We start from the raw sequence: 19,501 nt of genomic DNA on the forward strand, positions 1-19,501 counted from the left end.
TAAGCGAAAAGTGGAAACCGGTTTTCGGAAGAGATCATGGCCGTACAGGACGATAGCTACGATTTTCGACCGGTGACGGAGAAAGACCTGCCGATGATCGCCGGCTGGCTTGCCCAGCCGCATGTCGCAGAGTGGTGGGACGATCCGGAGACGGAAATCGCCGGGATCAGCGATCATATCGACTCGATTTCCGTCGAGCCGCTGATCGTCGAGCTCGACGGCAAGCCGATCGCCTATCTGCAAAGCTACGACCCGCATCTGGAAGACGACCATCCCTATGCCGACCAGCCGTTCGGCACGCTCGGCATCGACGTGTCGATCGGCGTGCCGGAGCTGGTCGGGCGCGGCCATGGCTCGGCAATCGTGCGCCAGTTCGTCGAACAGCTTTTCGAGGAAGGTGTTCCGCGCGTCATCATCGATCCGGATCCCGCCAATGTCAGGGCGATCCGTGCCTATGAAAAGGCCGGCTTTGTTGCTTTTGACACCAGAACATCGGAGTACGGGCCGGCCTTGATGATGGCGCGCGACGCGACGCAGGAGCCCAATTGATCAGCGCCGAAACCCTCGACAACGCAGTCGCGAAAGGTTTGATCTCGCAGACCCTGCGCAATCAGTTGGAGGCCATGGAACGCGCGGTCGCTCTCGCCCCCGAGACCAGGCGCGCCGATGACGAGGGTGACGAGGAAAACCTGCGGCTGGTCGGCGGCGGCAACGATCTGTTCGTCACGGTGGGAACCGTTCTGCTCAGCGCCGGCTTCTTCTTTGTCCTCACCACCTTGCTTCCCGGCCAGACATTCTGGATCGCCGGCATCCTCGCGGTTTTCGCCTGGGGGCTCGCCGAAATCGTCACGCGTCAGCACCGGATGAAATTATCGTCGTCCGTGCTTGCCCTGATTTTCATGGCCGCCATTCTGGCCGCTCTGGCGCTGCAAGTGGAGGCCAGTTTCGGCATACGCAAGCCGGAGACTATCTGGCAGCTGTTGGCGTTGCGCCAGACGGCGTCCCGGGCCGGATATCTGTTCCTGGGCGGAGGAATAATCGCGGCGGCGATCTATTTCTGGCGCTTTCGCGTCCCCATCATTGCCGGGGTTATCGCCATCGCCTTCACATTGCTTGCCTTCCTGCAAACGGCGATAATCCTGTATGACAGCGTGACAACGGGCGCGATTGCGCCGCCGCGCCTTGAGGATGTTCCCGAATTGCTGCGCGCGGCACTTTACATGCCGCTGATCTGCGGCCTGATGGTGTTCGCAACGGGTGTAGCTTTTGACATTTATGACAGGGATCGGCGCAAGATCTGGTCCGATTGCGCTTTCTGGCTGCATGTCGTCTCGGCGCCCATGCTGGTGCATCCGCTCTTTATCATGGCAACCGGCCAGAACGTCGTATTCGGACATATCGCGCCGGATGCCAATGCAACCATCATGCTGACGATACTGATCCTTGGCTTCCTCTATGTCGCGCTTGCCACAGACCGCCGTTCGCTTCTGGTTCCGACATTGGCTTACTTCGGCTCGCTGGGCATCTATTATCTGGTGAATTCCGCCTCCGATTCGACGGGTATCCCGCCTTTTGCCTTGATCCTGGTCGTTGTTGGAGGGCTGATTATTCTGTTCGGGGCTGGCTGGCAGCGTATCCGGCGGATTGTGGTCAAGCCCACCTTGCCGGCTGCCGTGATCCGCCGTCTACCGCCGCTGAAGGCGTGACAAGGCTTTGTGATGATCGACACGGCGACGCGAAACCAGGGGGAATGAACCGATGACGACACCGGCCACGGAGAACAGCTATTCGGCCTATGAAGACAGCTGGCGGATGGGGCTTCTGCTCGCCCTCGCCCTGATCATCTTCCAGGCCGGGGCGCTCTACGGGATGGGGCGAACGCCGATCTGCACCTGCGGCTACGTCAAGCTCTGGCACGGCGTGGTGAACAGTTCGGAGAATTCCCAGCACATTTCGGACTGGTACACGTTCTCGCACATCATCCACGGCTTCCTGTTCTACGCGTTGGCCAGATTCCTGTTCCCCCGTTCGCCGATCGGCCTGAGGCTGGCATTCGCCGTCCTTATCGAGGGCGGCTGGGAGCTGCTCGAAAACAGCCCGTTCATCATCGAGCGCTACCGCGCCGGCACCATCTCGCTCGACTATTACGGCGACAGCATCATCAATTCGGTGTCCGACACACTGGCCATGGTGCTGGGATTTGTGATGGCGCGAAGGCTACCTATATGGGTGATCGTCAGCCTCGCCATCATCTTCGAACTCGGTACCGGCTATCTCATCCGGGACAATCTGACACTCAACGTGATCATGCTGCTGCATCCGTTCGAGGCCATCAAGCAGTGGCAAAGTGGAATTTAGTGATATGAGCACATTTTCTCCCCGCGAAATCGTTTCGGAACTCGACCGCTTCATCATCGGCCAGAAGGACGCCAAGCGCGCCGTGGCCATCGCCTTGCGCAACCGCTGGCGCCGCCAGCAGCTGGAAGGCCAGATGCGCGAAGAGGTGATGCCGAAGAACATCCTGATGATCGGGCCGACCGGCGTCGGCAAGACCGAGATTTCGCGCCGCCTGGCGCGGCTCGCCGGTGCGCCTTTCGTCAAGGTCGAGGCCACCAAGTTCACCGAGGTCGGCTATGTCGGCCGTGATGTCGAGCAGATCATCCGCGATCTGGTCGAGATCGCCATCGGCCTGGTGCGCGAGAGGATGCGCGAGGACGTCAAGGCGCGCGCCCACGTCAACGCCGAGGAACGCGTGCTGGAAGCGCTGGTCGGCAAGACGGCGAGCCCGGCCACCCGCGATAGTTTCCGCAAGAAGCTGCGCGACGGCGAGCTCGACGACAAGGAGATCGAGGTCGAGGTCGCCGATACCGGCGCTGGCGGCATGCCCGGTTTCGAGATCCCCGGCATGCCGGGCGCCAATATCGGCGTGCTGAACATCAACGACATGCTGTCGAAGGCGATGGGCGGCAAGAAGACCAAGATGCGCAAGACGACGGTGAAGGAGTCCTACGACCTGCTGGTCAATGACGAGTCCGACAAGCTGCTCGACCAGGACGAAGTGGTGCGCCGGGCGCTCGATGCGACGGAGAATGACGGCATCGTCTTCCTCGACGAGATCGACAAGATCGCGTCGCGCGAAGGCGGCATGGGCGCCGGCGTTTCCCGCGAAGGCGTGCAGCGCGACCTGCTGCCGCTGATCGAGGGCACCACGGTGGCGACCAAATACGGACCGCTGAAGACCGACCACATATTGTTCATCGCCTCCGGCGCATTCCACGTCTCGAAGCCGTCCGACCTGTTGCCGGAATTGCAGGGCCGCCTGCCGATCCGCGTCGAGCTGCGGGCGCTGGAGAAGGACGATTTCGTGCGCATCCTGACCGAGACCGAAGCCAGCCTGATCAAGCAGTATATCGCGCTGATGAAGACCGAGGGCGTCGACCTGACCTTCACCGACGACGCGATCGATTCGCTGGCCGGCATTGCCGTCGATCTCAACGCCAGCGTCGAGAATATCGGCGCAAGGCGGCTGCAGACGGTGATGGAGCGGGTGCTGGACGAAATCTCCTACGATGCCCCCGACCGCAACGGCACATCAGTCACCATCGACGCCGCCTATGTGGAAAAGCATGTCGGCGACCTGTCCAGGAATACCGACCTGTCGCGGTTCATTCTTTAAACGACGGCGCCGGAACGTTCCGGCGCCGGTCCAGGCAACATTTTCCGGCAAGCAAAATCATGTGTGGCCAGATGGTACCATCCGGCCACCTTTCGTAGTGCCGGGTGAAGGGGCGCTCTCGACTCGACCAAGAGCTTTACCTAGTTTGCGCGGCAATTCTCGATCTCTTGGTTGACGCAATTCCGGAAAACCGTTTCACACTTTTCCTGGAATTGCTTGGGCGGCGGGTGCATGAAAAAACTGATCCTGGTCATTCTCGGCTTAACGCTGGCGGCGACGCTGTTCGCCGCCGAGGCAGCGACATTGGTGCCGCCGGGAAATCGCAATGCCGTGCAGCCCGACATTCCCGGCGCATCCAGCCGGCGCACGCAGGCGACCAACACCAGTTTCCAGGCGAAGTACCGCAAGGTCTACGCCCTGTTGCAGAACGACGCCGAATTGCGCGGCAAGATCAAGAAGGCAGCAGCCACCTACGGCATCGATCCCTTGCACATCGTCGGCGCCATCGTCGGCGAGCACACCTACAATGTCGATGCCTATGACCGGCTGCAGACCTACTACGTCAAGGCGATCTCCTATCTCTCCAGCAAGCTGTCCTTCGCCTATGACGGCGAGGACATCACCGATTTCGTGCAGCGGCCGGAATTCAAGAAATGCGCCGGGATGTCCGACAGCTATGATCTGTGGGAATGCCGCGAGCAGGTGTGGAACCGTTCGTTTCGCGGCAAGAGCGTCGGCGGGACGAGCTTTCCCGACGATCGTTTCGGCGCCACCTTCTTCCAGCCCTATTATGCCGGCCAGACCTTTGGCCTCGGCCAGCTCAATCCGCTGACCGCCCTGCAGATGAGCGATCTGGTGCACAAGGTTTCCGGCCTGCCGAAGCTCGACGTCGGCGATCCCAATTCGGTCTACAAGACCATCATGGATCCGGACCTGACGCTGCCCTACGTCGCCGCGACGATCCGGAAATCGATCGATGCCTATAAAAGCATTGCCGGCTTCGACATTTCGGGCAATCCGGGGGTCACCGCCACGCTCTACAATGTCGGCAATCCGGAGCAGCGGGCTGACGCGCTGAAGGCGGAGAACGACAGGCGCCGCGCCGCCGGCGAGCCGGAAAAGCTGCCGGAAGAGAATTACTATGGCTGGCTGGTGAATGATAAGCTGCCGGAGCTGAAGGCGCTGTTTTAGCTGGTTTGGAGCTCCGGCCTCTACCTCCCCTTGCGGGCAGGGTTATCGCATATGGATTCTTGCGAAGAAGGACCCCCACCCTAACCCTCCCCACAAGGGGGAGGGAACGCTGCCGCGTGCCTTTTATTCTTCTTTGGCGCCGAAAAGTCAGGCGACTAGCCTAGGTCGGCGCCGACGGAAATCTCCCTCCCCCTTGTGGGGAGGGGTTAGGGGTGGGGGTCGGTGCCGGGCAGACATCTCAGGAATTCCATATGCGATTACCCCTTCCCACAAGCGGCAGAGCAGGCTCAAGCGGCCAGCAACGACTTCAGCTTGACGTCCTGCGATCCCAGCGCTTCCGGCGCCGGCTTCGCCTGCTTGCCGATCAGCATTTCGGCCAGCCTGATGTCGCGGGCGACCGCGTTGCCGGGGCCGATGCCGCTGGCCGCCACCAGCCTGCCATCTTCGGCCAGATGGAAGAGGATGAAAGCGCCGTCGCCGAGGTCGCGGCGCACGGTGCTGCTGCCTTCGTCGGACAGCCCGGCGATCTGCAGGGACAGACCATATTGATCCGACCAGAACCACGGCACCGCCGCATGCGCCTCGCCCGCGCCGAGCATGTTCCTGGCCGCCAGCGCGCCCTGTTCCTGGGCGTTGCGCCAGGCTTCCAGCCGCACGCGGCGGCCGCCATAGACGGCGAGCGGAAACGAGCAGCAATCGCCGGCGGCAAAGATGTCGGGATCGCTGCTGCGCAGCTCGGCATCGACTGCAATGCCATTGTCGATCGTCAGCCCCGCTTCGGCCGCAAGCCCGGTCACCGGCACGGCGCCGATGCCGATGATCGCGAGGTCGGCGACGATTTCCCGGCCGCCGGCAAGTGTGGTGCGCACCTGTCTGCCGTCGTCGGCGATGGATGCGATGCCATCCCCGCACAGGATATCGACGCCCTCGGCGACATGCGTATCATGGATAATTTCTGCGATCTCCGCCGGCACGCCGCGCATCAGGATGCGCGGCTGCGCCTCGATGACCGTGACCGCGGCGCCGAGCTTGCGGGCCGCGGCGGCGAGTTCGAGGCCGATGAAGCCGCCGCCGATGATGGCGATACGGTTGCCGGGGGTCAGATGCGCGCGAATGGCGAGCGCGTCGGCGAAGGTCCTGAGATAGACGCAGTGCGCGCCAAGGCCGGGCATCGGCAGCTTGCGCGGCGTCGAACCCGTTGCCAGCAGGAGCTTGTCGTAAGGCAGGACCGATCCGTCCGACAGACGCACAGTATGCGCCGCGCGATCGATCGCGACGGCCTGGACGGAATGGATATGCCGGATCGACTTCTCGGCCAGAATTGCGTCGCTGGCGATCGCCTTGATCTCGGGCGCATCGCTGGCCATCGCATCCTTGGACAGAGGCGGGCGCTCATAGGGCAGATGCGGCTCGTCGCCGACCAGCGTCACCGGCCCCTGATAATCGAGGTCGCGCAGCGCCAATGCCGCCCGCCCGCCGCATTCGCCGGCGCCGATGATGAGCATCCCCCCCGCCATGTCAGTCATCCGATCCGGATCAGGACTTTGCCGGCATCGACCTTGACCGGATAGGTCTTGAGATTGACGCAGACCGGCGCACCGCGGGCGTCACCCGTCTTGTAGTTGAAGCGGCCATTGTGCTTGGGGCATTCGATGATGTCGTCCATCACCAGCCCGTCGGCCAGGTGCACCTTTTCATGCGTGCACAGGCCGTCGGTGGCGAAGAACTCGTCGTCGGGGCTGCGATAGATGGCGAAGGTGCGGCCGCCATGGTCGAAGCGCATCACATCCTCCTCGTCTATGTCGCCGGTGGCGCAGGCCTCGACCCAGTCGCTCATTCAAGTCCTCCCCAAAAGCAAAAAAGTGCGCAGCGGTTTTCCGTCCGGAATTGCGTTAAATAAACAGTCTGGATCGGACGGAAGCACGATCATTCCGCCGCGGCGGCGATAGTGTCGTTGTGGAATTCTTCGCGATATGGCCGTGCGGTCGGCGGCAGCTCGCGCTTGAGGAAATAGTCCTCGTTGCGCAGCTGGCGCAGGAAGACCGGGATCATCTCGCGATAGCCGGCCAGGATCGACGGTGTCGGCTCCGGCAGATCGTGCTTGATCAGTTCGTGCAGCCTCGGCAGCGCATGGTACGGCACCATCGGGAACATGTGATGCTCGACATGGTAGTTCATGTTCCAGTAGATGAACCGGCTGATCGGGTTCATGTAGACGGTGCGGCTGTTCAGCCTGTGGTCGGTGACATTGTCGGCCAGGCCGCCATGCTGCAGCAACCCGACCATGACGTGATGCCAGGCGCCGTAGAGCCTGGGCAGGCCGACCAGCATCAGCGGCAGGAACGAACCGGTATAGAGCGCCAGCGCGATGGTGGCGGCATAGATCGCCGTCCAGATGCGGGCGACGCGGATCGCCTTGGGCTGTTCCTGTTCGGGAATGAAGGTCTTTTCGGCGGAGCTGATGGTGCCGGCGGCGTTGCGCAGCATGTCTGACATCGCATGCCAGGCGTCTGCTACACCGACGAAGCCCAGCATGGCGCGAACCAGATCAGGCGGCCGCATGACCGAGATTTCCGGGTCGCGGCCGACGATGACGGTGTCGGTGTGGTGGCGGGTGTGGCTCCAGCGCCAGGTCACCGGATTGCGCATGATCATGAAGCAGGCGATCTGATAGACCGCATCGTTCATCCACTGCGTCCGGAAGGCGGTGCCATGACCGCATTCGTGCCAGCGTGAATCCGTCGAGGAGCCGTAGAGCACGCCATAGACGAAGAAGAACGGCACGCACCACCATGTGCCCCAGAACCAGGCACCGCCGGCGCCGCTGACGATCAGCGCGGCGAACCAGATTGCCGTATCGCGGATCGCCGGCCCGTCGGAGCGCTGCATCAGCTCCTTCATCTGCTTGCGCGGCACGTCGGTGTGATACCACTCGGCCGCCGACAGACCGGTCTCGACGGCGAGCTTGGCGTCGCGGCCGATCAGGCTGTAGTCACGCCGGGACGGCGCAGTGGACATGATTGCCTCCCTCGGCAAAGGCATCCGCCAGAGCGAATGCCATGAAATCCTTTGGCTTCGAGCGTCAAAGTAACGCCGACCGATGATGGACTCAACATCACAAAGATAGTTTCTATCATTTCCCATCAGGATGATGTACGAAGGCTCAAGCAAACCCGACGAGGCAAGCATGGTGAAGCGGCCGACAATATCAGATCTGGCGCGCATCTCGGGCGTCAGTGTCGCCACCGTCGACCGTGTGCTGAACAACCGGCTGCCGGTGCGCGAAGAGACAGCGCGCCGCGTCTACGAGACCGCTACCGATATCGGCTATCACGCCGCCGGCCTTATCAAGCAGCGCATGCGCCAGGAATTGCCGGAGTACCGGCTGGGCTTCCTGCTGCTGCGGGGCAATGATGCCTTCTACGGTGACTTCGCGCGGGAACTCGAACTGGCCATCTCGCAATCGCAACGCTTCCGGGGCGTTGCGACCATCGATTTCGCAAGTTCCCTGGCTCCCGACGAGATCGCCTCCCAGATGCGCAGGCTGGCGGCGAAATCGAGGGCCATCGCCGTTGTCGGTCCGGACCATCCGACCCTGACAGCGGTGGTGGAAACCTTGAAGGCGAGAGGGCAGCCGGTCTTTTCGGTGCTGTCCGACTTTGCCGCCGGCATCCGGGAGGGCTATATCGGCCTCGACAACCGCAAGGTCGGGCGCACCGCCGCATGGATGATCTCCAAGGCAGCCAAGCGGCCCGGCAAGGTCGCCCTCTTCGTCGGCAGCCACCGCTTCCACGGCCATGAGCTGCGCGAGATCGGCTTTCGCTCCTTCTTCCGCGAGCATGCGCTGGAGTTCAGCGTGCTTGAAACGCTGGTCAATCTGGAAGCCAACCAGGTGACCCATGACGCGATGATCGATCTTCTGGCGCGTTATCCGGATCTTGCCGGCTGCTACGTCGCCGGCGGCGGCATGGAAGGCGCGGTCTCGGCGCTGCGGGCAGCGAAGCCCGCGACCATGCCGGTGGTCGTCTGCAACGAGATCAACGCTGAATCGCGCGCGGCACTCGCCGACAACATCCTCACCATGGTGATCTCGACCCCGCTCGCCGCTTTGTGCCGTGAGCTTGTCGACCTGATGGCGCATGCCATCGAGACCGGTGCCGCCAACGCTCCGGGCCAGACCTTCCTGCCCTTCGACATCTATCTGCCGGAAAACATCTAGCCCGCCGCGCTAGGCCGCCGAGGCAAATGATAGAATCCATCAGAGCGATGCGTAAATCGGCCCGCAGGCCGCGGAATCGCCCTTGACGCCCCGATGTGAAATGGAATAAATATTTCATCATCTGTGTATTTTGGTTCTTTCGTTCCGGAATATCTGTTTCAAACGGAGGGTTTGACGTTCCAGCCAGGAGGCAGGCGTCACCCGGAACAGAAGAGACATCAGGGAGAGATTCCCCGGGGAGATCGGGGATTCCGGATAAATCGGTGAAACCGGACACCAATATGTGGAGGAGAAACACAATGAAGAAATTGATTTTGGGCGTCGCCTTCGCGGCGCTGATGAGCTCATCCGCCTTGGCCGCCAAGGTTGGCGTGTCGATGGCCAAGTTCGACGACAACTTCCTGACCGTGCTGCGCAACGGCATGATCGAGCAGGCCAAGGGCATGAGCGGCGTCGAGCTGCAGGTCGAGGACGCACAGAACGACGTTGCCAAGCAGCTCGACCAGATCAAGAACTTCGCCGCCTCGGGCGTCGATGCCATCATCGTCAACCCGGTCGACACTTCGGCCACGCAGGCGATGTCGGACGCCGCCGCCGCAGCCAAGATCCCGCTGGTCTATGTCAACCGCGAGCCGGTCAATGTCGACACGCTGCCCGACAACCAGGCCTTCGTCGCCTCGAACGAAGCCGATTCCGGCACGCTCGAGACCAAGGAAGTCTGCCGCCTGTTCAAGGAAGCCGGCAAGAAGGAAGCCAATGTCTATGTGATCATGGGCGAGCTTTCCAACCAGGCCGCCGTGCAGCGCACCAAGGACATCGACGATGTGATCGCGACGCCGGATTGCAGCTTCATCAAGATCATCGACAAGCAGACGTCGAACTGGAACCGCGACGAGGCGCAGAACCTGATGACCAACTGGCTGTCGACCGGCAAGCCGTTCGACGGCGTCATCGCCAACAATGACGAGAGCGCCATCGGCGCCATCCAGGCGATGAAGGCCGGCAACATCGACATGAAGGCGGTTGTCGTCGGCGGCGTCGACGCCACCCAGGACGCGCTGGCGGCCATGCAGGCGGGCGACCTCGACGTAACCGTGTTCCAGGACGCGGCCGGCCAGGGCGCCGGCGCTCTCGATGCGGCGCTCAAGCTCGCCAAGGGCGAGAAGGTCGAGCACAAGGTCTACGTGCCCTTCCAGCTGGTGACGCCCGCCAACATCGACAAGTTCCTGAAGAAGAACTGAGCCGCCAACGGTTCGATACGGAGCGGCGCTCTCGATCAAGACAGCGCCGCTCCCCTCTCTCCCTCAGCGCCGCAGGCGCGAGGGCGACCGCGGCTGATGGAGGACAGAATACGTGGCACAGACATCTCATGGCGTCGGCGGCGTCGGTTATGATGCGAGGAAGCGCACATGGCCGGCCGAGTTCAATGTTTTCCTGGCACTGGTCATTCTCGTCGTCATCTTCGAACTGATCGGCCGCATCTTTCTGGGCGACAGCTTTCTGTTCAACACACGCAGCGACGTCGGCGGCATCTTCAACGAAGCGCGCCTGCAGATCATCATCCTGCAGGTGTCGATCGTCGGCATCATCGCCATCGGCGTGACGCAAGTGATCATCACCGGCGGCATCGACCTGTCCTCGGGCTCGATCGTCGGCGCGACCGCCATGATCGCCATGAGCTTCGCCCAGGTGGCCACGGTCAACGGCAACCCCAATCCCAAGGCGATGTTCCTGGCGCAAGGCTGGACCGACCTGCCTGTCATCGTGCCGCTGCTGGTGGCGATCGCCTGCGGCCTGTTTGCCGGCCTGGTCAATGGCGCGCTGATCGCCTACACGCGCATTCCGCCGTTCATCGCCACGCTCGGCATGATGGTGACCGCGCGCGGCATCGCCAAATGGTGGTCCAAGGGCCAGCCGATCTCGTTTCCCACCGAGAGTTTCGCCGGCATCGGCAAAGGCCTGATGCCCGTCGTCATCTTCCTGTCGCTGGCCATCCTGTTCCAGCTGATCATGACCTACACCAGGTACGGCAAGCACTGTTACGCGATCGGCTCCAACGAGGACGCCGCGCGCATGTCCGGCATCAAGATCGCCAACCACAAGATCCTGGTCTACGTCATCGCCGGCATTCTCGCCGCGCTCGCCGCCGTGGTGCTGAGTTCCAAGAACCTGACCGCGCAGTCCGGCATGGGCGTGATGTACGAGCTCGACGCCATCGCCATGGCGGTCATCGGCGGCGTCTCGCTGTCGGGCGGCCGCGGCTCGATCATCGGCACCGTGATCGGCTCGCTGATCTTCGGCGTCATCATCTCCGGCTTCACCTTCCTGCGCCTCGACGCCTACTACCAGGAGATGGTCAAGGGTGTGATCATCGTCGGTGCGGTGGTTCTCGACCAGTGGCGCCAACGCCTGCGGGCAATGAGGGCATGACCATGTCAGACATCGTCCTGAAGACCGAAAACCTGACCAAGCGCTATGGCGGCGTGCATGCGCTTGAAGGCGCGAACTTCGAGCTGCGCAAGGGCGAGCATGTCGCCATCATGGGCGACAACGGCGCCGGCAAATCGACCTTCGTGCGCCAGATCACCGGCGTCGAGCAGCGCACCAGCGGCCAGATCTGGTTCGACGGCAAGGAAGTGAATTTTGCCGGGCCGATCGAGGCTCGCACGGCGGGCATCGAGACCGTGTTCCAAAGCCTGGCGCTGGCCGACGATCTCGACGTGCCGTCGAACCTGTTCCTCGGGCGCGAGAAGGTGCTGTTCAACCTCGGCCCGTTCTCGATCCTCGACCGCAAATACATGCGCAAGGCGACCGAGGCGGCGCTCGTCCGCACGGCGGTGAAGATCCCCAATTTGTCCAACACCATCCGCCACATGTCGGGCGGCCAGCGCCAATGCGTGGCGATCGCCCGGACGGCGACCTTCGCCTCCAAGCTGATCATCATGGACGAGCCAACGGCCGCCCTTGGCGTGCAGGAGACCGCGCAGGTCGAAAACATCGTCCGTACGCTGAAGGACAATGGCGAGCCGCTGATCCTGATCAGCCACAATATGCGCCAGGTGTTCGATCTCTGCGACCGTATCGTCGTGTTCCGGCGCGGCCGCATCGTCGCCAATCTGCGCAAGGAGAACACCGACGGAAACGACATCGTCTCCTACATCACCGGCGCCAAGACCGGGGAGGCGGAACTCGCGGCCTAAACAGGATGGTCATCCTGTTTTCTGGCGCGCTCGAAAAATAGCCTTGCCACCTTCCCCCAAAAGGAAGGTGCGGACACAACTCTCTCCAACCCATCCCCCCAGAGGAAATACCCATGACCGTTCGCTTCGCTCTCCTCGGTGCCGGCCGCATCGGCAAGGTCCACGCCCGCGCCGTCGGCTCCAACCCGCAGGCCAAACTGGTTGCCGTTGCCGATGCGTTCGAGAAGGCCGCCAAAGAGCTGGCGAGCGCCTATGGCGCCGAGGTGCGCAGCATCGAGGATATCGAGAAAGCCGGGGATATCGACGCCGTCGTCATCTGCACGCCGACCGACACCCATGCCGATCTGATCGAGCGCTTCGCCAAGGCCGGCAAGGCGATCTTCTGCGAGAAGCCGATCGACCTCAACGTCAAGCGCGTCGAGAAGTGCCTGGCCGTGGTCGAAAAAACCAAGGCGACGCTGATGGTGGGCTTCAACAGGCGCTTCGATCCGCATTTCGCCGCCGTGCGCAAGGCGATCGACGACGGCGCTATCGGCACCGTCGAGATGGTCACCATCACCTCGCGCGATCCCGGCGCGCCGCCGATCGACTACATCAAGCGCTCGGGCGGCATTTTTCGCGACATGACCATCCATGATTTCGACATGGCGCGCTTCCTGCTCGGCGAAGAGGTCGTGGCGGTCAGCGCCCATGCCTCGGTGCTGGTCGACAAGAAGATCGGTGCCGCCGGCGATTTCGATAGCGTCAGCGTCATCCTGGAAACCGCCTCCGGCAAGCAGGCCGTCATCTCCAACTCGCGCCGCGCCACCTATGGCTACGACCAGCGCATCGAGGTGCATGGCTCGAAAGGCATGGTTGCCGCCGAGAACCAGCGCCCGGTGTCGATCGAACTGGCCAACGAGAAGGGCTACACCCGCCCGCCGCTGCACGACTTCTTCATGACCCGCTACCTCGACGCCTATGCCATTGAGATCGCCGCGTTCATCACAGCCGCGACCTCGGGCAAGAAAGCGTCGCCGAGCGGTGCGGATGGGCTGGTGGCGCTGAAGCTGGCCGATGCGGCGCTGAAATCAGCAACGACCGGCAAGACCGTCCGTCTCGACAAGTAAGAAACCCTAGGAAGAAACCACAGGAGCAGAGCGATGAGCGCATCCGCCGATCGCAATTCACAGACACGCGCCATCGTCACCGGCGGCGCGCAAGGCATCGGCTTTGCCGTCGCCGAAGCGCTGGCCGAGGAAGGTTGCCGGGCGCTGGCGCTCATCGGCCGCTCGCAGGAGAAGGGCGACAAGGCCGTCGCTCACTTCAAGAAGGCTGGCGTCGAGGCGATCTTCATCAGCGCCGACGTCTCCAAAGTGGCCGACTGCAAGCGCGCCGTTGCCACCGCGATTTCGCATTTCGGCACCATCAACGCCCTGGTCAATGCCGCCGCGACATCGGCGCGCGGCTCGCTGGTCGAAACCTCAGAAGAGTTGTTCGACACCATCTTCGACACCAATGTGCGCGGCCCGTTTTTCCTGATGCAAGGCGTGGTGGCGCATCTCCTGGAAAAGAAGGCACCCGGCTCGATCGTCAATGTGCTGTCGATGTCGGCGCATACCGGCCAGTCGTTCCTGACGCCCTATTCGACCAGCAAGGGGGCGCTGATGACGCTGACCAAGAACGTCGCCAATGCCTATCGCTACAACCGCATCCGCTGCAATGCGGTGCTGCCCGGCTGGATGGACACGGAGGGCGAGGACATCGTGCAGAAGAAGTGGCACGACGCGCCGGACGACTGGCTGGCAAAGGCCGAAGCGACGCAGCCGATGGGCCAGTTGGTCAAGCCGGACCAGCTTGCCCGGCTGATCAGCTACATGGTCAGCCCGCAGTCCGGTGTCATGACCGGATCGCTGGTCGATTATGACCAGAGCATTGCGGGGGCGTCTCCGGAGTAACGCCGGCGAGTCCTGCGGAAAACACCCATCACTTCGTCATCTACGGGCGGAGCAAGGAGCGCAGCGACGCGGCGCAGACCCGAGGATCCATGCCGTTACCTTAGCCGAAGAATGCAGCGGGGCAGAATTCTGCAACGCAGCAGCGCTCTGAAGTCGCGGCATGGATCCTATGGTCTGCGCCGCGTCGCTTCGCTCCTTGCTCCGCCATAGGATGACGAAATCGTGAGAGTTCGGCCCATCCCGAATTAGGCTGCCACCACCCCCGTGACAAGCGCCTCCGCATCGACTATATGAACCGCATGATCAACCTGACCGCCGCATATTGGTACTTTAGGAGCTCGCTGGCGGCGGGAGGATTGCGCTCGATCTGAAGATTGCAGCAACAACATCCGAACAGCCGCCATACCTGGCGGCTTTTTTGTTTTCAGCCGGCAGGTTTCCCAAACAGGAGCAGAAAGCCGTGTTGACCACCACAGACGACCTCCGGGTCAAGGAAATCCGAGAACTGAGTACGCCGGACGAGGTGATGCGGGAGATCCCGCGCACGCTGACGGCGACGCGTACCGTCAGCGCATCGCGCAACGCCACCCACGCCATCTTGAACGGTACCGACGATAGGCTGCTCGTCATCGTCGGCCCGTGTTCGATCCACGATCCGGTCGCCGCCGTCGACTATGCCAGCCGTCTGGCGGCGCTGCGCGAGAGCCTGTCGGACCGGCTGGAGATCGTGATGCGGGTCTATTTCGAGAAACCGCGCACGACGGTCGGCTGGAAAGGCCTGATCAACGATCCCGACCTCGACGGCAGCTTCAACATCGACAAGGGGTTGCGAATGGCACGCAACGTGCTCTCCGCCGTCAACAATCTCGGCCTGCCGGCTGCGACCGAGTTCCTCGACATGACCACGCCGCAATACATTGCCGACCTCGTCGCCTGGGGCGCGATCGGCGCGCGCACGACCGAGAGCCAGATCCATCGCGAACTCGCCTCGGGCCTCTCCTGCCCGGTCGGCTTCAAGAACGGCACCGACGGCAATCTGCGCATCGCCGCCGAGGCGGTGAAATCGGCTGCCCAGCCGCATCATTTCATGGCGGTGACCAAGGGCGGGCGCAGCGGCATCGCCACGACCACGGGCAATGAGGACTGCCACCTCATCCTGCGCGGCGGCGTTCAGCCCAACTATGACGCGGCGAGCGTCGAAGCCGCCGCTGTGGAACTCGCCCGCATCGGCGTTGCGCCCAGGCTGATGATCGATGTCAGCCACGCCAACTCGGCCAAGAAGCCCGAGAACCAGCCCAAGGTCGCGGCAGATGTCGCCGGCCAGGTCGCGGCAGGCGACGAGCGCATCATCGGCCTGATGATCGAGAGCAACCTCGTCGCCGGCCGGCAGGACGTGGTGCCGGGTAAGCCGCTGGTCTATGGCCAGAGCATCACCGATGGCTGCATCGACTGGGCGACCACCGAGACGGTGCTGCACGGCCTTGCCGGCGCCGTCGAGTGGCGCCGCTCGGCACGCCGCGCCATGATCGACAACCGCCAGGGAGCTGCTTGACAGGGCATAGGCAAGCGGGCGGCGGTGGCCGGGATTACGCCGCCCTTAATCCTTCCCATGCCGTGAACACCGACACGGCAAAGAGCAGCAGTCCGGCCGCCCGGCCGGCAAAAATCGTCGCCCGCGGATTGGCGATCAGAAGGTTGCGGCTGCGGCCGGCCGTGATCGCCAGTCCGCCATAGATCGCAGCCTGGGTGGCCACGGTCAGTAGCCCCATGACCGTCGCCTGCATCCAGATCGGACCGTAGTCCGGTTTCAGGAACTGCGGGTAGACGGCAAGCACGAACAGGTATGCCTTCGGGTTGATCAGGCAGGTCACAAAACCCTGGCGAAAAGCCTTCCATGCGGAACGGCTGCCGGTGGGTCCGTCCTGGCCGACAGTGATGGAACTGCGCATCAGCGTGATGCCGATAAAGGCCATGTAGGCGGCGCCGGCAAGCAGAAGCGGCTTGAACAGGATCGGCACGAAATGCATCAGCAGGCCGACGCCGATGGCGCCGTTCAGCGTGTGCACCATGCCGCCGACCATGATGCCGCCGGTCGCGGCAAGACCCCTGTCGCGTCCGCCGGTCAGTGCATTGGCAAGCACGAAGAGCATGTCCATGCCCGGAACGGCGATGATGCCGAACAGCAGGATAAAGAAAAGCCAAAGATTTTCCGCATAGCCCATGTCAGTTGCCTGCCGCCTCGCTCCGCCAAACCGCAGCGGAACCTGTTGATTTTCAATTCGATAGGCGCTCCTATAGGTCAGCCCAACTGACAATGGTGTGTCAGTTGGGCGCGCAACGTGGGGTAAAAAATGCGCAAGGCGTCACGCCTGTTCGAGATCATCCAGATCGTGCGGCTGGCGCGGCAGCCGGTGACGGCAGCGACGATTGCCGGGCGGCTGGAAGTGACGGTGCGCTCGATCTATCGCGACATCGCAGCGCTGCAGGCGATGCGCGTGCCTATCGAAGGGGGCCGCGGCATCGGCTACATCCTGCGCCCCGGCTTCGACCTGCCGCCGCTGATGTTCTCGATCGAGGAGATGGAGGCGATCGTCCTGTCGCTGGCGCTGCTGGAGCGCACCGGAGACAGCGAGCTCAAGCAAGCGGCCAAGCGCGTCAGCGCCAAGATCGCCGGCGCGGTGCCGCCACCCTTGCGGCAGGCATTCGACGCCAATGCGCTGCATGCCTGGGGTTTCGCCGCGCCTTCGACCGGCGCGATCGACCTGGCGCTGGTGCGCCGCGCCATCCGCGACGAGGAGAAGCTTGACATCTCCTATCGCGACGAGATGGGCCGGGCCTCCGAGCGCCTCATCCGCCCGATCGCGCTCATCTACTACGCCGAAACCGCCAACATCGTCGCCTGGTGCGAGCTGCGCCAGGCGATCCGCAATTTCCGCAGCGACCGGATCGAGGATTGCCAGGCGACGGGGTTGCGCTTCAAGGGCGAAGGCGACCGGCTGCGGCAGGTCTGGGTCAACGGCTGGGAGACGAACGCTGCGGCCACCCTCGTCTGAAGCGGGCTTATATCACCGCACGTCCACCCAGCGCTTTTCTTCGAAGGAGCGCGCCATCGCGTGCACCGTGCGCTCGATCTCCAGCCCTTCGGCAAACTCGATGAGCCGCGCCGGCTTGCCTTCAAGCCGCGTCAGCAATTCGTGGCACTCGATGATCTTGAGATCGTTGAAGCCGAGGCCATGGCCGGGCGCCGGCACGAAGAGGTCATAGGGCTTGTGGTGCGGCGCCACCAGGATGGTGCGGTAGCCCTGCTCGGTCGGACGGTCTGATGTGAGATAGAGCTGGAATTCGTTCGATCGTTCCTGGTCGAACAGGATCGACCCTTTCGAGCCGAATATCTGGACGGCGATGCGGCCCTTGCGGCCCCAGGCCGAGCGGTTGACCAGCAGCGTGCCGGCAATGCCGTTTTCCAGATGCATCAGCACGCTGGCGATGTCGTAGGTTTCGACCGCGCGACGGCCGCCGCTGGCCTGCTTGCGGTCGGCATAGGGTTTGGCCATGTCGCAGATGACACTGGCGACGCGGCCGAACAGGGCGGAAACGAGCGACAGCGGATGCACGGCGAAATCGTCGAGCGCGCCATAGCCCGACGCGGCTTCGTGCTTCCAGAAGAACAGCGCTTCGGGGTCGGCCATGAAGTCCTCGTCCATCTCGATGCGCAGATGGTTGACCTCGCCGATGATCCTCTCGTCGAGCAGCGCGCCGATGTGGCGGATGGCCGGGCTCTGGATGTAGTTGTAGCCGAGCGCCGCGACCTTGCCGGACTTTTTCGCCGCCGCCGCCATCGCCTCGGCCTCGGCAAAACTCGGCGCCATCGGCTTTTCGCACCACAGATGCTTGCCGGCTTCCAGGATGGCGATGGCCATTTCCGGATGGAACTGGTTGGGCGTGGTCAGCGAGACGATATCGACTTCGGGATCGTTGACGACGGCACGCCAGTCGCCCGACGCCTTGGCGAAACCGAACTCGCCCGCCTTGCGCCGGGCAAGCTCTTCATTGACCTCGCCGAGATGGACCAGCCGTGGCTTGGCAACGTCGGGAAAGACGGCGCTGACGGCACTCCATGCGATGGCGTGACACTTGCCCATGAAACCCGTACCGATGAGACCGACGCCGACCATTTTCCGTTTCTCCTCTGCTTGAAGCGCTGCGTGGATGAATTAGTCCATTTTCTCCTGGAATGGAATGTCTGCCTCATTTTTTATGGTGTTCTTGCGCAGGCTCGCTATGATGATGCACAGAGGGATGCTTCACGCATGAGCCTGGACAGAGCGACGATGGACGAACGGGTACCTCGCGATTTCGAGACGCTGCGCACCACCATCCTGGAGCGGCGCGAAAGCCTGCCGAAGCGCATCGCCCAGATCGCCGCCCATGCGCTCGACAATCCCGACGATATCGCTTTCGGCACCGCCGCCAGCATCGCCGCTTCGGCCGGCGTGCAGCCTTCAACCCTGATCCGATTTGCCCAGCAGCTTGGCTTCGATGGTTTCACCAGCCTGCAGCAGGTGTTTCGCGAACGGCTGCGCGAGCGCAACTCGTCCTATGACGAAAGGCTGCAGGCGCTGCGCGTCAAGGCCGAGGGCGGCGCCGGCCATCGGTCGATCTTCGACGGCTTCGTCGCCGCCGCCAGCACTTCGCTCAACGACATTTCGCGCACGCTGGACGACGCGCATCTGGAAGACGCGATTTCCCTGCTGGCGAAGGCGGAAACCATCTACGTGCTGGCCAAGCGCCGCTCCTATCCGGTGGCGTCCTACATCGCCTATGCGCTGGGCAAGCTGAAGATCCGCAACCAGCTGATCGAATCGGCGGCTGGGCTGAATGCGGAGATGATCGGCTTCGCGACGCCGGCGGATGCCGTCATCGCCATCTCCTTCTCGCCCTATGCGCCGGCCACGATCGAGGAAGCGCGCAGCATTTCGGAACAGGGCGTGCCGATCGTCGCCATCACCGACAGCTCGTTTTCGCCGCTCGCCCAGTTCGCCAAGGTCTGGTTCGAGGTTGCAGAGGCCGATTTCGCCGGCTTCCGCTCGCTGTCGGCGACAATGGCGCTGGCCATGGCGCTGACTGTCGGCGTCGGCGAAAAGCGACGCGACACGGGCAGGAAGCGCAAGGGCTGATCGACCGCCGAAAAGGTACTTTTCGCCGAAGGAACGCTCATTCCATATTGACTATGGATTGGAATTATTATTTCATATTCCCGGCGCCACGCTGCCGCTCG

General features: G+C 62.9%; 19 protein-coding genes. 14 read left to right on the top strand and 5 right to left on the bottom strand.

Features of this window, described 5'->3' with window-relative positions:
- Window positions 1-36 precede the first annotated feature (36 nt).
- The 5 genes from MESCI2_RS0131605 to MESCI2_RS0131625 all read left to right on the top strand — a co-directional run bounded on the left by MESCI2_RS0131605 (window position 37) and on the right by MESCI2_RS0131625 (window position 4,867).
- Window positions 37-549 carry a GNAT family N-acetyltransferase gene (locus MESCI2_RS0131605; RefSeq protein ID WP_027039979.1) on the top strand — a complete coding sequence of 171 codons (513 nt, stop codon included), beginning with the start codon at window positions 37-39 and terminating at the stop codon, window positions 547-549.
- Window positions 546-1,706 (top strand): hypothetical protein, encoded by a 1,161-nt coding sequence (locus MESCI2_RS0131610; RefSeq protein ID WP_027039980.1) that lies wholly within the window; start codon window positions 546-548, stop codon window positions 1,704-1,706. The genes MESCI2_RS0131605 and MESCI2_RS0131610 overlap by 4 nt, the downstream gene beginning before the upstream one ends.
- 52 nt (window positions 1,707-1,758) lie before the next feature.
- Window positions 1,759-2,358 carry a DUF2585 domain-containing protein gene (locus MESCI2_RS0131615; protein WP_027039981.1) on the top strand — a complete coding sequence of 200 codons (600 nt, stop codon included), beginning with the start codon at window positions 1,759-1,761 and terminating at the stop codon, window positions 2,356-2,358.
- Window positions 2,359-2,362: 4 nt separating this feature from the next.
- Complete coding sequence (gene hslU, locus MESCI2_RS0131620) at window positions 2,363-3,676, top strand: ATP-dependent protease ATPase subunit HslU (protein ID WP_027039982.1); 1,314 nt, start codon at window positions 2,363-2,365, stop codon at window positions 3,674-3,676.
- A 231-nt stretch (window positions 3,677-3,907) separates the two neighbouring features.
- Window positions 3,908-4,867, top strand: a complete 960-nt coding sequence (locus MESCI2_RS0131625; protein ID WP_032901437.1) for a DUF1402 family protein — start codon at window positions 3,908-3,910, stop codon at window positions 4,865-4,867.
- A 287-nt stretch (window positions 4,868-5,154) separates the two neighbouring features.
- On the opposite strand, the gene MESCI2_RS0131630 is transcribed toward MESCI2_RS0131625, so the two are convergent.
- From MESCI2_RS0131630 to MESCI2_RS0131640, 3 genes are all read right to left on the bottom strand, one after another.
- The gene (locus MESCI2_RS0131630) at window positions 5,155-6,393 is read right to left on the bottom strand and encodes an NAD(P)/FAD-dependent oxidoreductase (RefSeq protein ID WP_027039984.1); all 1,239 of its coding nucleotides are present in this window, start codon (window positions 6,391-6,393) and stop codon (window positions 5,155-5,157) included.
- Window positions 6,390-6,704 carry a MocE family 2Fe-2S type ferredoxin gene (locus MESCI2_RS0131635; protein WP_027039985.1) on the bottom strand — a complete coding sequence of 105 codons (315 nt, stop codon included), beginning with the start codon at window positions 6,702-6,704 and terminating at the stop codon, window positions 6,390-6,392. The genes MESCI2_RS0131630 and MESCI2_RS0131635 overlap by 4 nt, the downstream gene beginning before the upstream one ends.
- Window positions 6,705-6,793: 89 nt before the next feature.
- Window positions 6,794-7,885, bottom strand: coding sequence for a fatty acid desaturase family protein (locus MESCI2_RS0131640; RefSeq protein WP_027039986.1), 1,092 nt, complete (start codon window positions 7,883-7,885; stop codon window positions 6,794-6,796).
- A gap of 169 nt (window positions 7,886-8,054) precedes the next feature.
- Between MESCI2_RS0131640 and MESCI2_RS0131645 the strand changes: the two genes are divergently transcribed.
- From MESCI2_RS0131645 to MESCI2_RS0131675, 7 genes are all read left to right on the top strand, one after another.
- Entirely contained in the window at window positions 8,055-9,086 is a 1,032-nt protein-coding gene (locus tag MESCI2_RS0131645) for a LacI family DNA-binding transcriptional regulator (RefSeq protein ID WP_027039987.1), read from the top strand.
- Window positions 9,087-9,385: 299 nt separating this feature from the next.
- Entirely contained in the window at window positions 9,386-10,327 is a 942-nt protein-coding gene (locus tag MESCI2_RS0131650) for a sugar ABC transporter substrate-binding protein (protein WP_027039988.1), read from the top strand.
- 112 nt (window positions 10,328-10,439) lie between these two features.
- Window positions 10,440-11,516 carry an ABC transporter permease gene (locus tag MESCI2_RS0131655; RefSeq protein WP_027039989.1) on the top strand — a complete coding sequence of 359 codons (1,077 nt, stop codon included), beginning with the start codon at window positions 10,440-10,442 and terminating at the stop codon, window positions 11,514-11,516.
- 2 nt (window positions 11,517-11,518) lie between these two features.
- Entirely contained in the window at window positions 11,519-12,286 is a 768-nt protein-coding gene (locus tag MESCI2_RS0131660; protein ID WP_027039990.1) for an ATP-binding cassette domain-containing protein, read from the top strand.
- Between the two features lie 113 nt (window positions 12,287-12,399).
- Window positions 12,400-13,395 carry an inositol 2-dehydrogenase gene (gene iolG, locus MESCI2_RS0131665; RefSeq protein WP_027039991.1) on the top strand — a complete coding sequence of 332 codons (996 nt, stop codon included), beginning with the start codon at window positions 12,400-12,402 and terminating at the stop codon, window positions 13,393-13,395.
- A gap of 33 nt (window positions 13,396-13,428) precedes the next feature.
- Window positions 13,429-14,223, top strand: a complete 795-nt coding sequence (locus MESCI2_RS0131670) for an SDR family oxidoreductase (RefSeq protein WP_027039992.1) — start codon at window positions 13,429-13,431, stop codon at window positions 14,221-14,223.
- Window positions 14,224-14,683: 460 nt separating this feature from the next.
- Complete coding sequence (locus MESCI2_RS0131675) at window positions 14,684-15,775, top strand: 3-deoxy-7-phosphoheptulonate synthase (RefSeq protein WP_027039993.1); 1,092 nt, start codon at window positions 14,684-14,686, stop codon at window positions 15,773-15,775.
- 34 nt (window positions 15,776-15,809) lie between these two features.
- Here the strand turns inward: MESCI2_RS0131675 and MESCI2_RS0131680 are convergent, their stop codons facing one another.
- Window positions 15,810-16,445 (bottom strand): LysE family translocator, encoded by a 636-nt coding sequence (locus tag MESCI2_RS0131680; protein ID WP_027039994.1) that lies wholly within the window; start codon window positions 16,443-16,445, stop codon window positions 15,810-15,812.
- 129 nt (window positions 16,446-16,574) lie between these two features.
- Here MESCI2_RS0131680 and MESCI2_RS0131685 point away from each other — a divergent pair, with 129 nt between their 5' ends.
- Window positions 16,575-17,276, top strand: a complete 702-nt coding sequence (locus MESCI2_RS0131685; protein WP_027039995.1) for a helix-turn-helix transcriptional regulator — start codon at window positions 16,575-16,577, stop codon at window positions 17,274-17,276.
- Between the two features lie 12 nt (window positions 17,277-17,288).
- Here the strand turns inward: MESCI2_RS0131685 and MESCI2_RS0131690 are convergent, their stop codons facing one another.
- Window positions 17,289-18,398 (bottom strand): Gfo/Idh/MocA family protein, encoded by a 1,110-nt coding sequence (locus tag MESCI2_RS0131690; protein ID WP_027039996.1) that lies wholly within the window; start codon window positions 18,396-18,398, stop codon window positions 17,289-17,291.
- 156 nt (window positions 18,399-18,554) lie between these two features.
- Between MESCI2_RS0131690 and MESCI2_RS0131695 the strand changes: the two genes are divergently transcribed.
- The gene (locus MESCI2_RS0131695; protein ID WP_027039997.1) at window positions 18,555-19,400 is read left to right on the top strand and encodes a MurR/RpiR family transcriptional regulator; all 846 of its coding nucleotides are present in this window, start codon (window positions 18,555-18,557) and stop codon (window positions 19,398-19,400) included.
- The last annotated feature ends 101 nt before the right edge of the window (window positions 19,401-19,501 follow it).

The sequence above is a fragment of the Mesorhizobium ciceri WSM4083 genome, from assembly GCF_000519305.1.
GTDB lineage: Bacteria > Pseudomonadota > Alphaproteobacteria > Rhizobiales > Rhizobiaceae > Mesorhizobium > Mesorhizobium ciceri_B.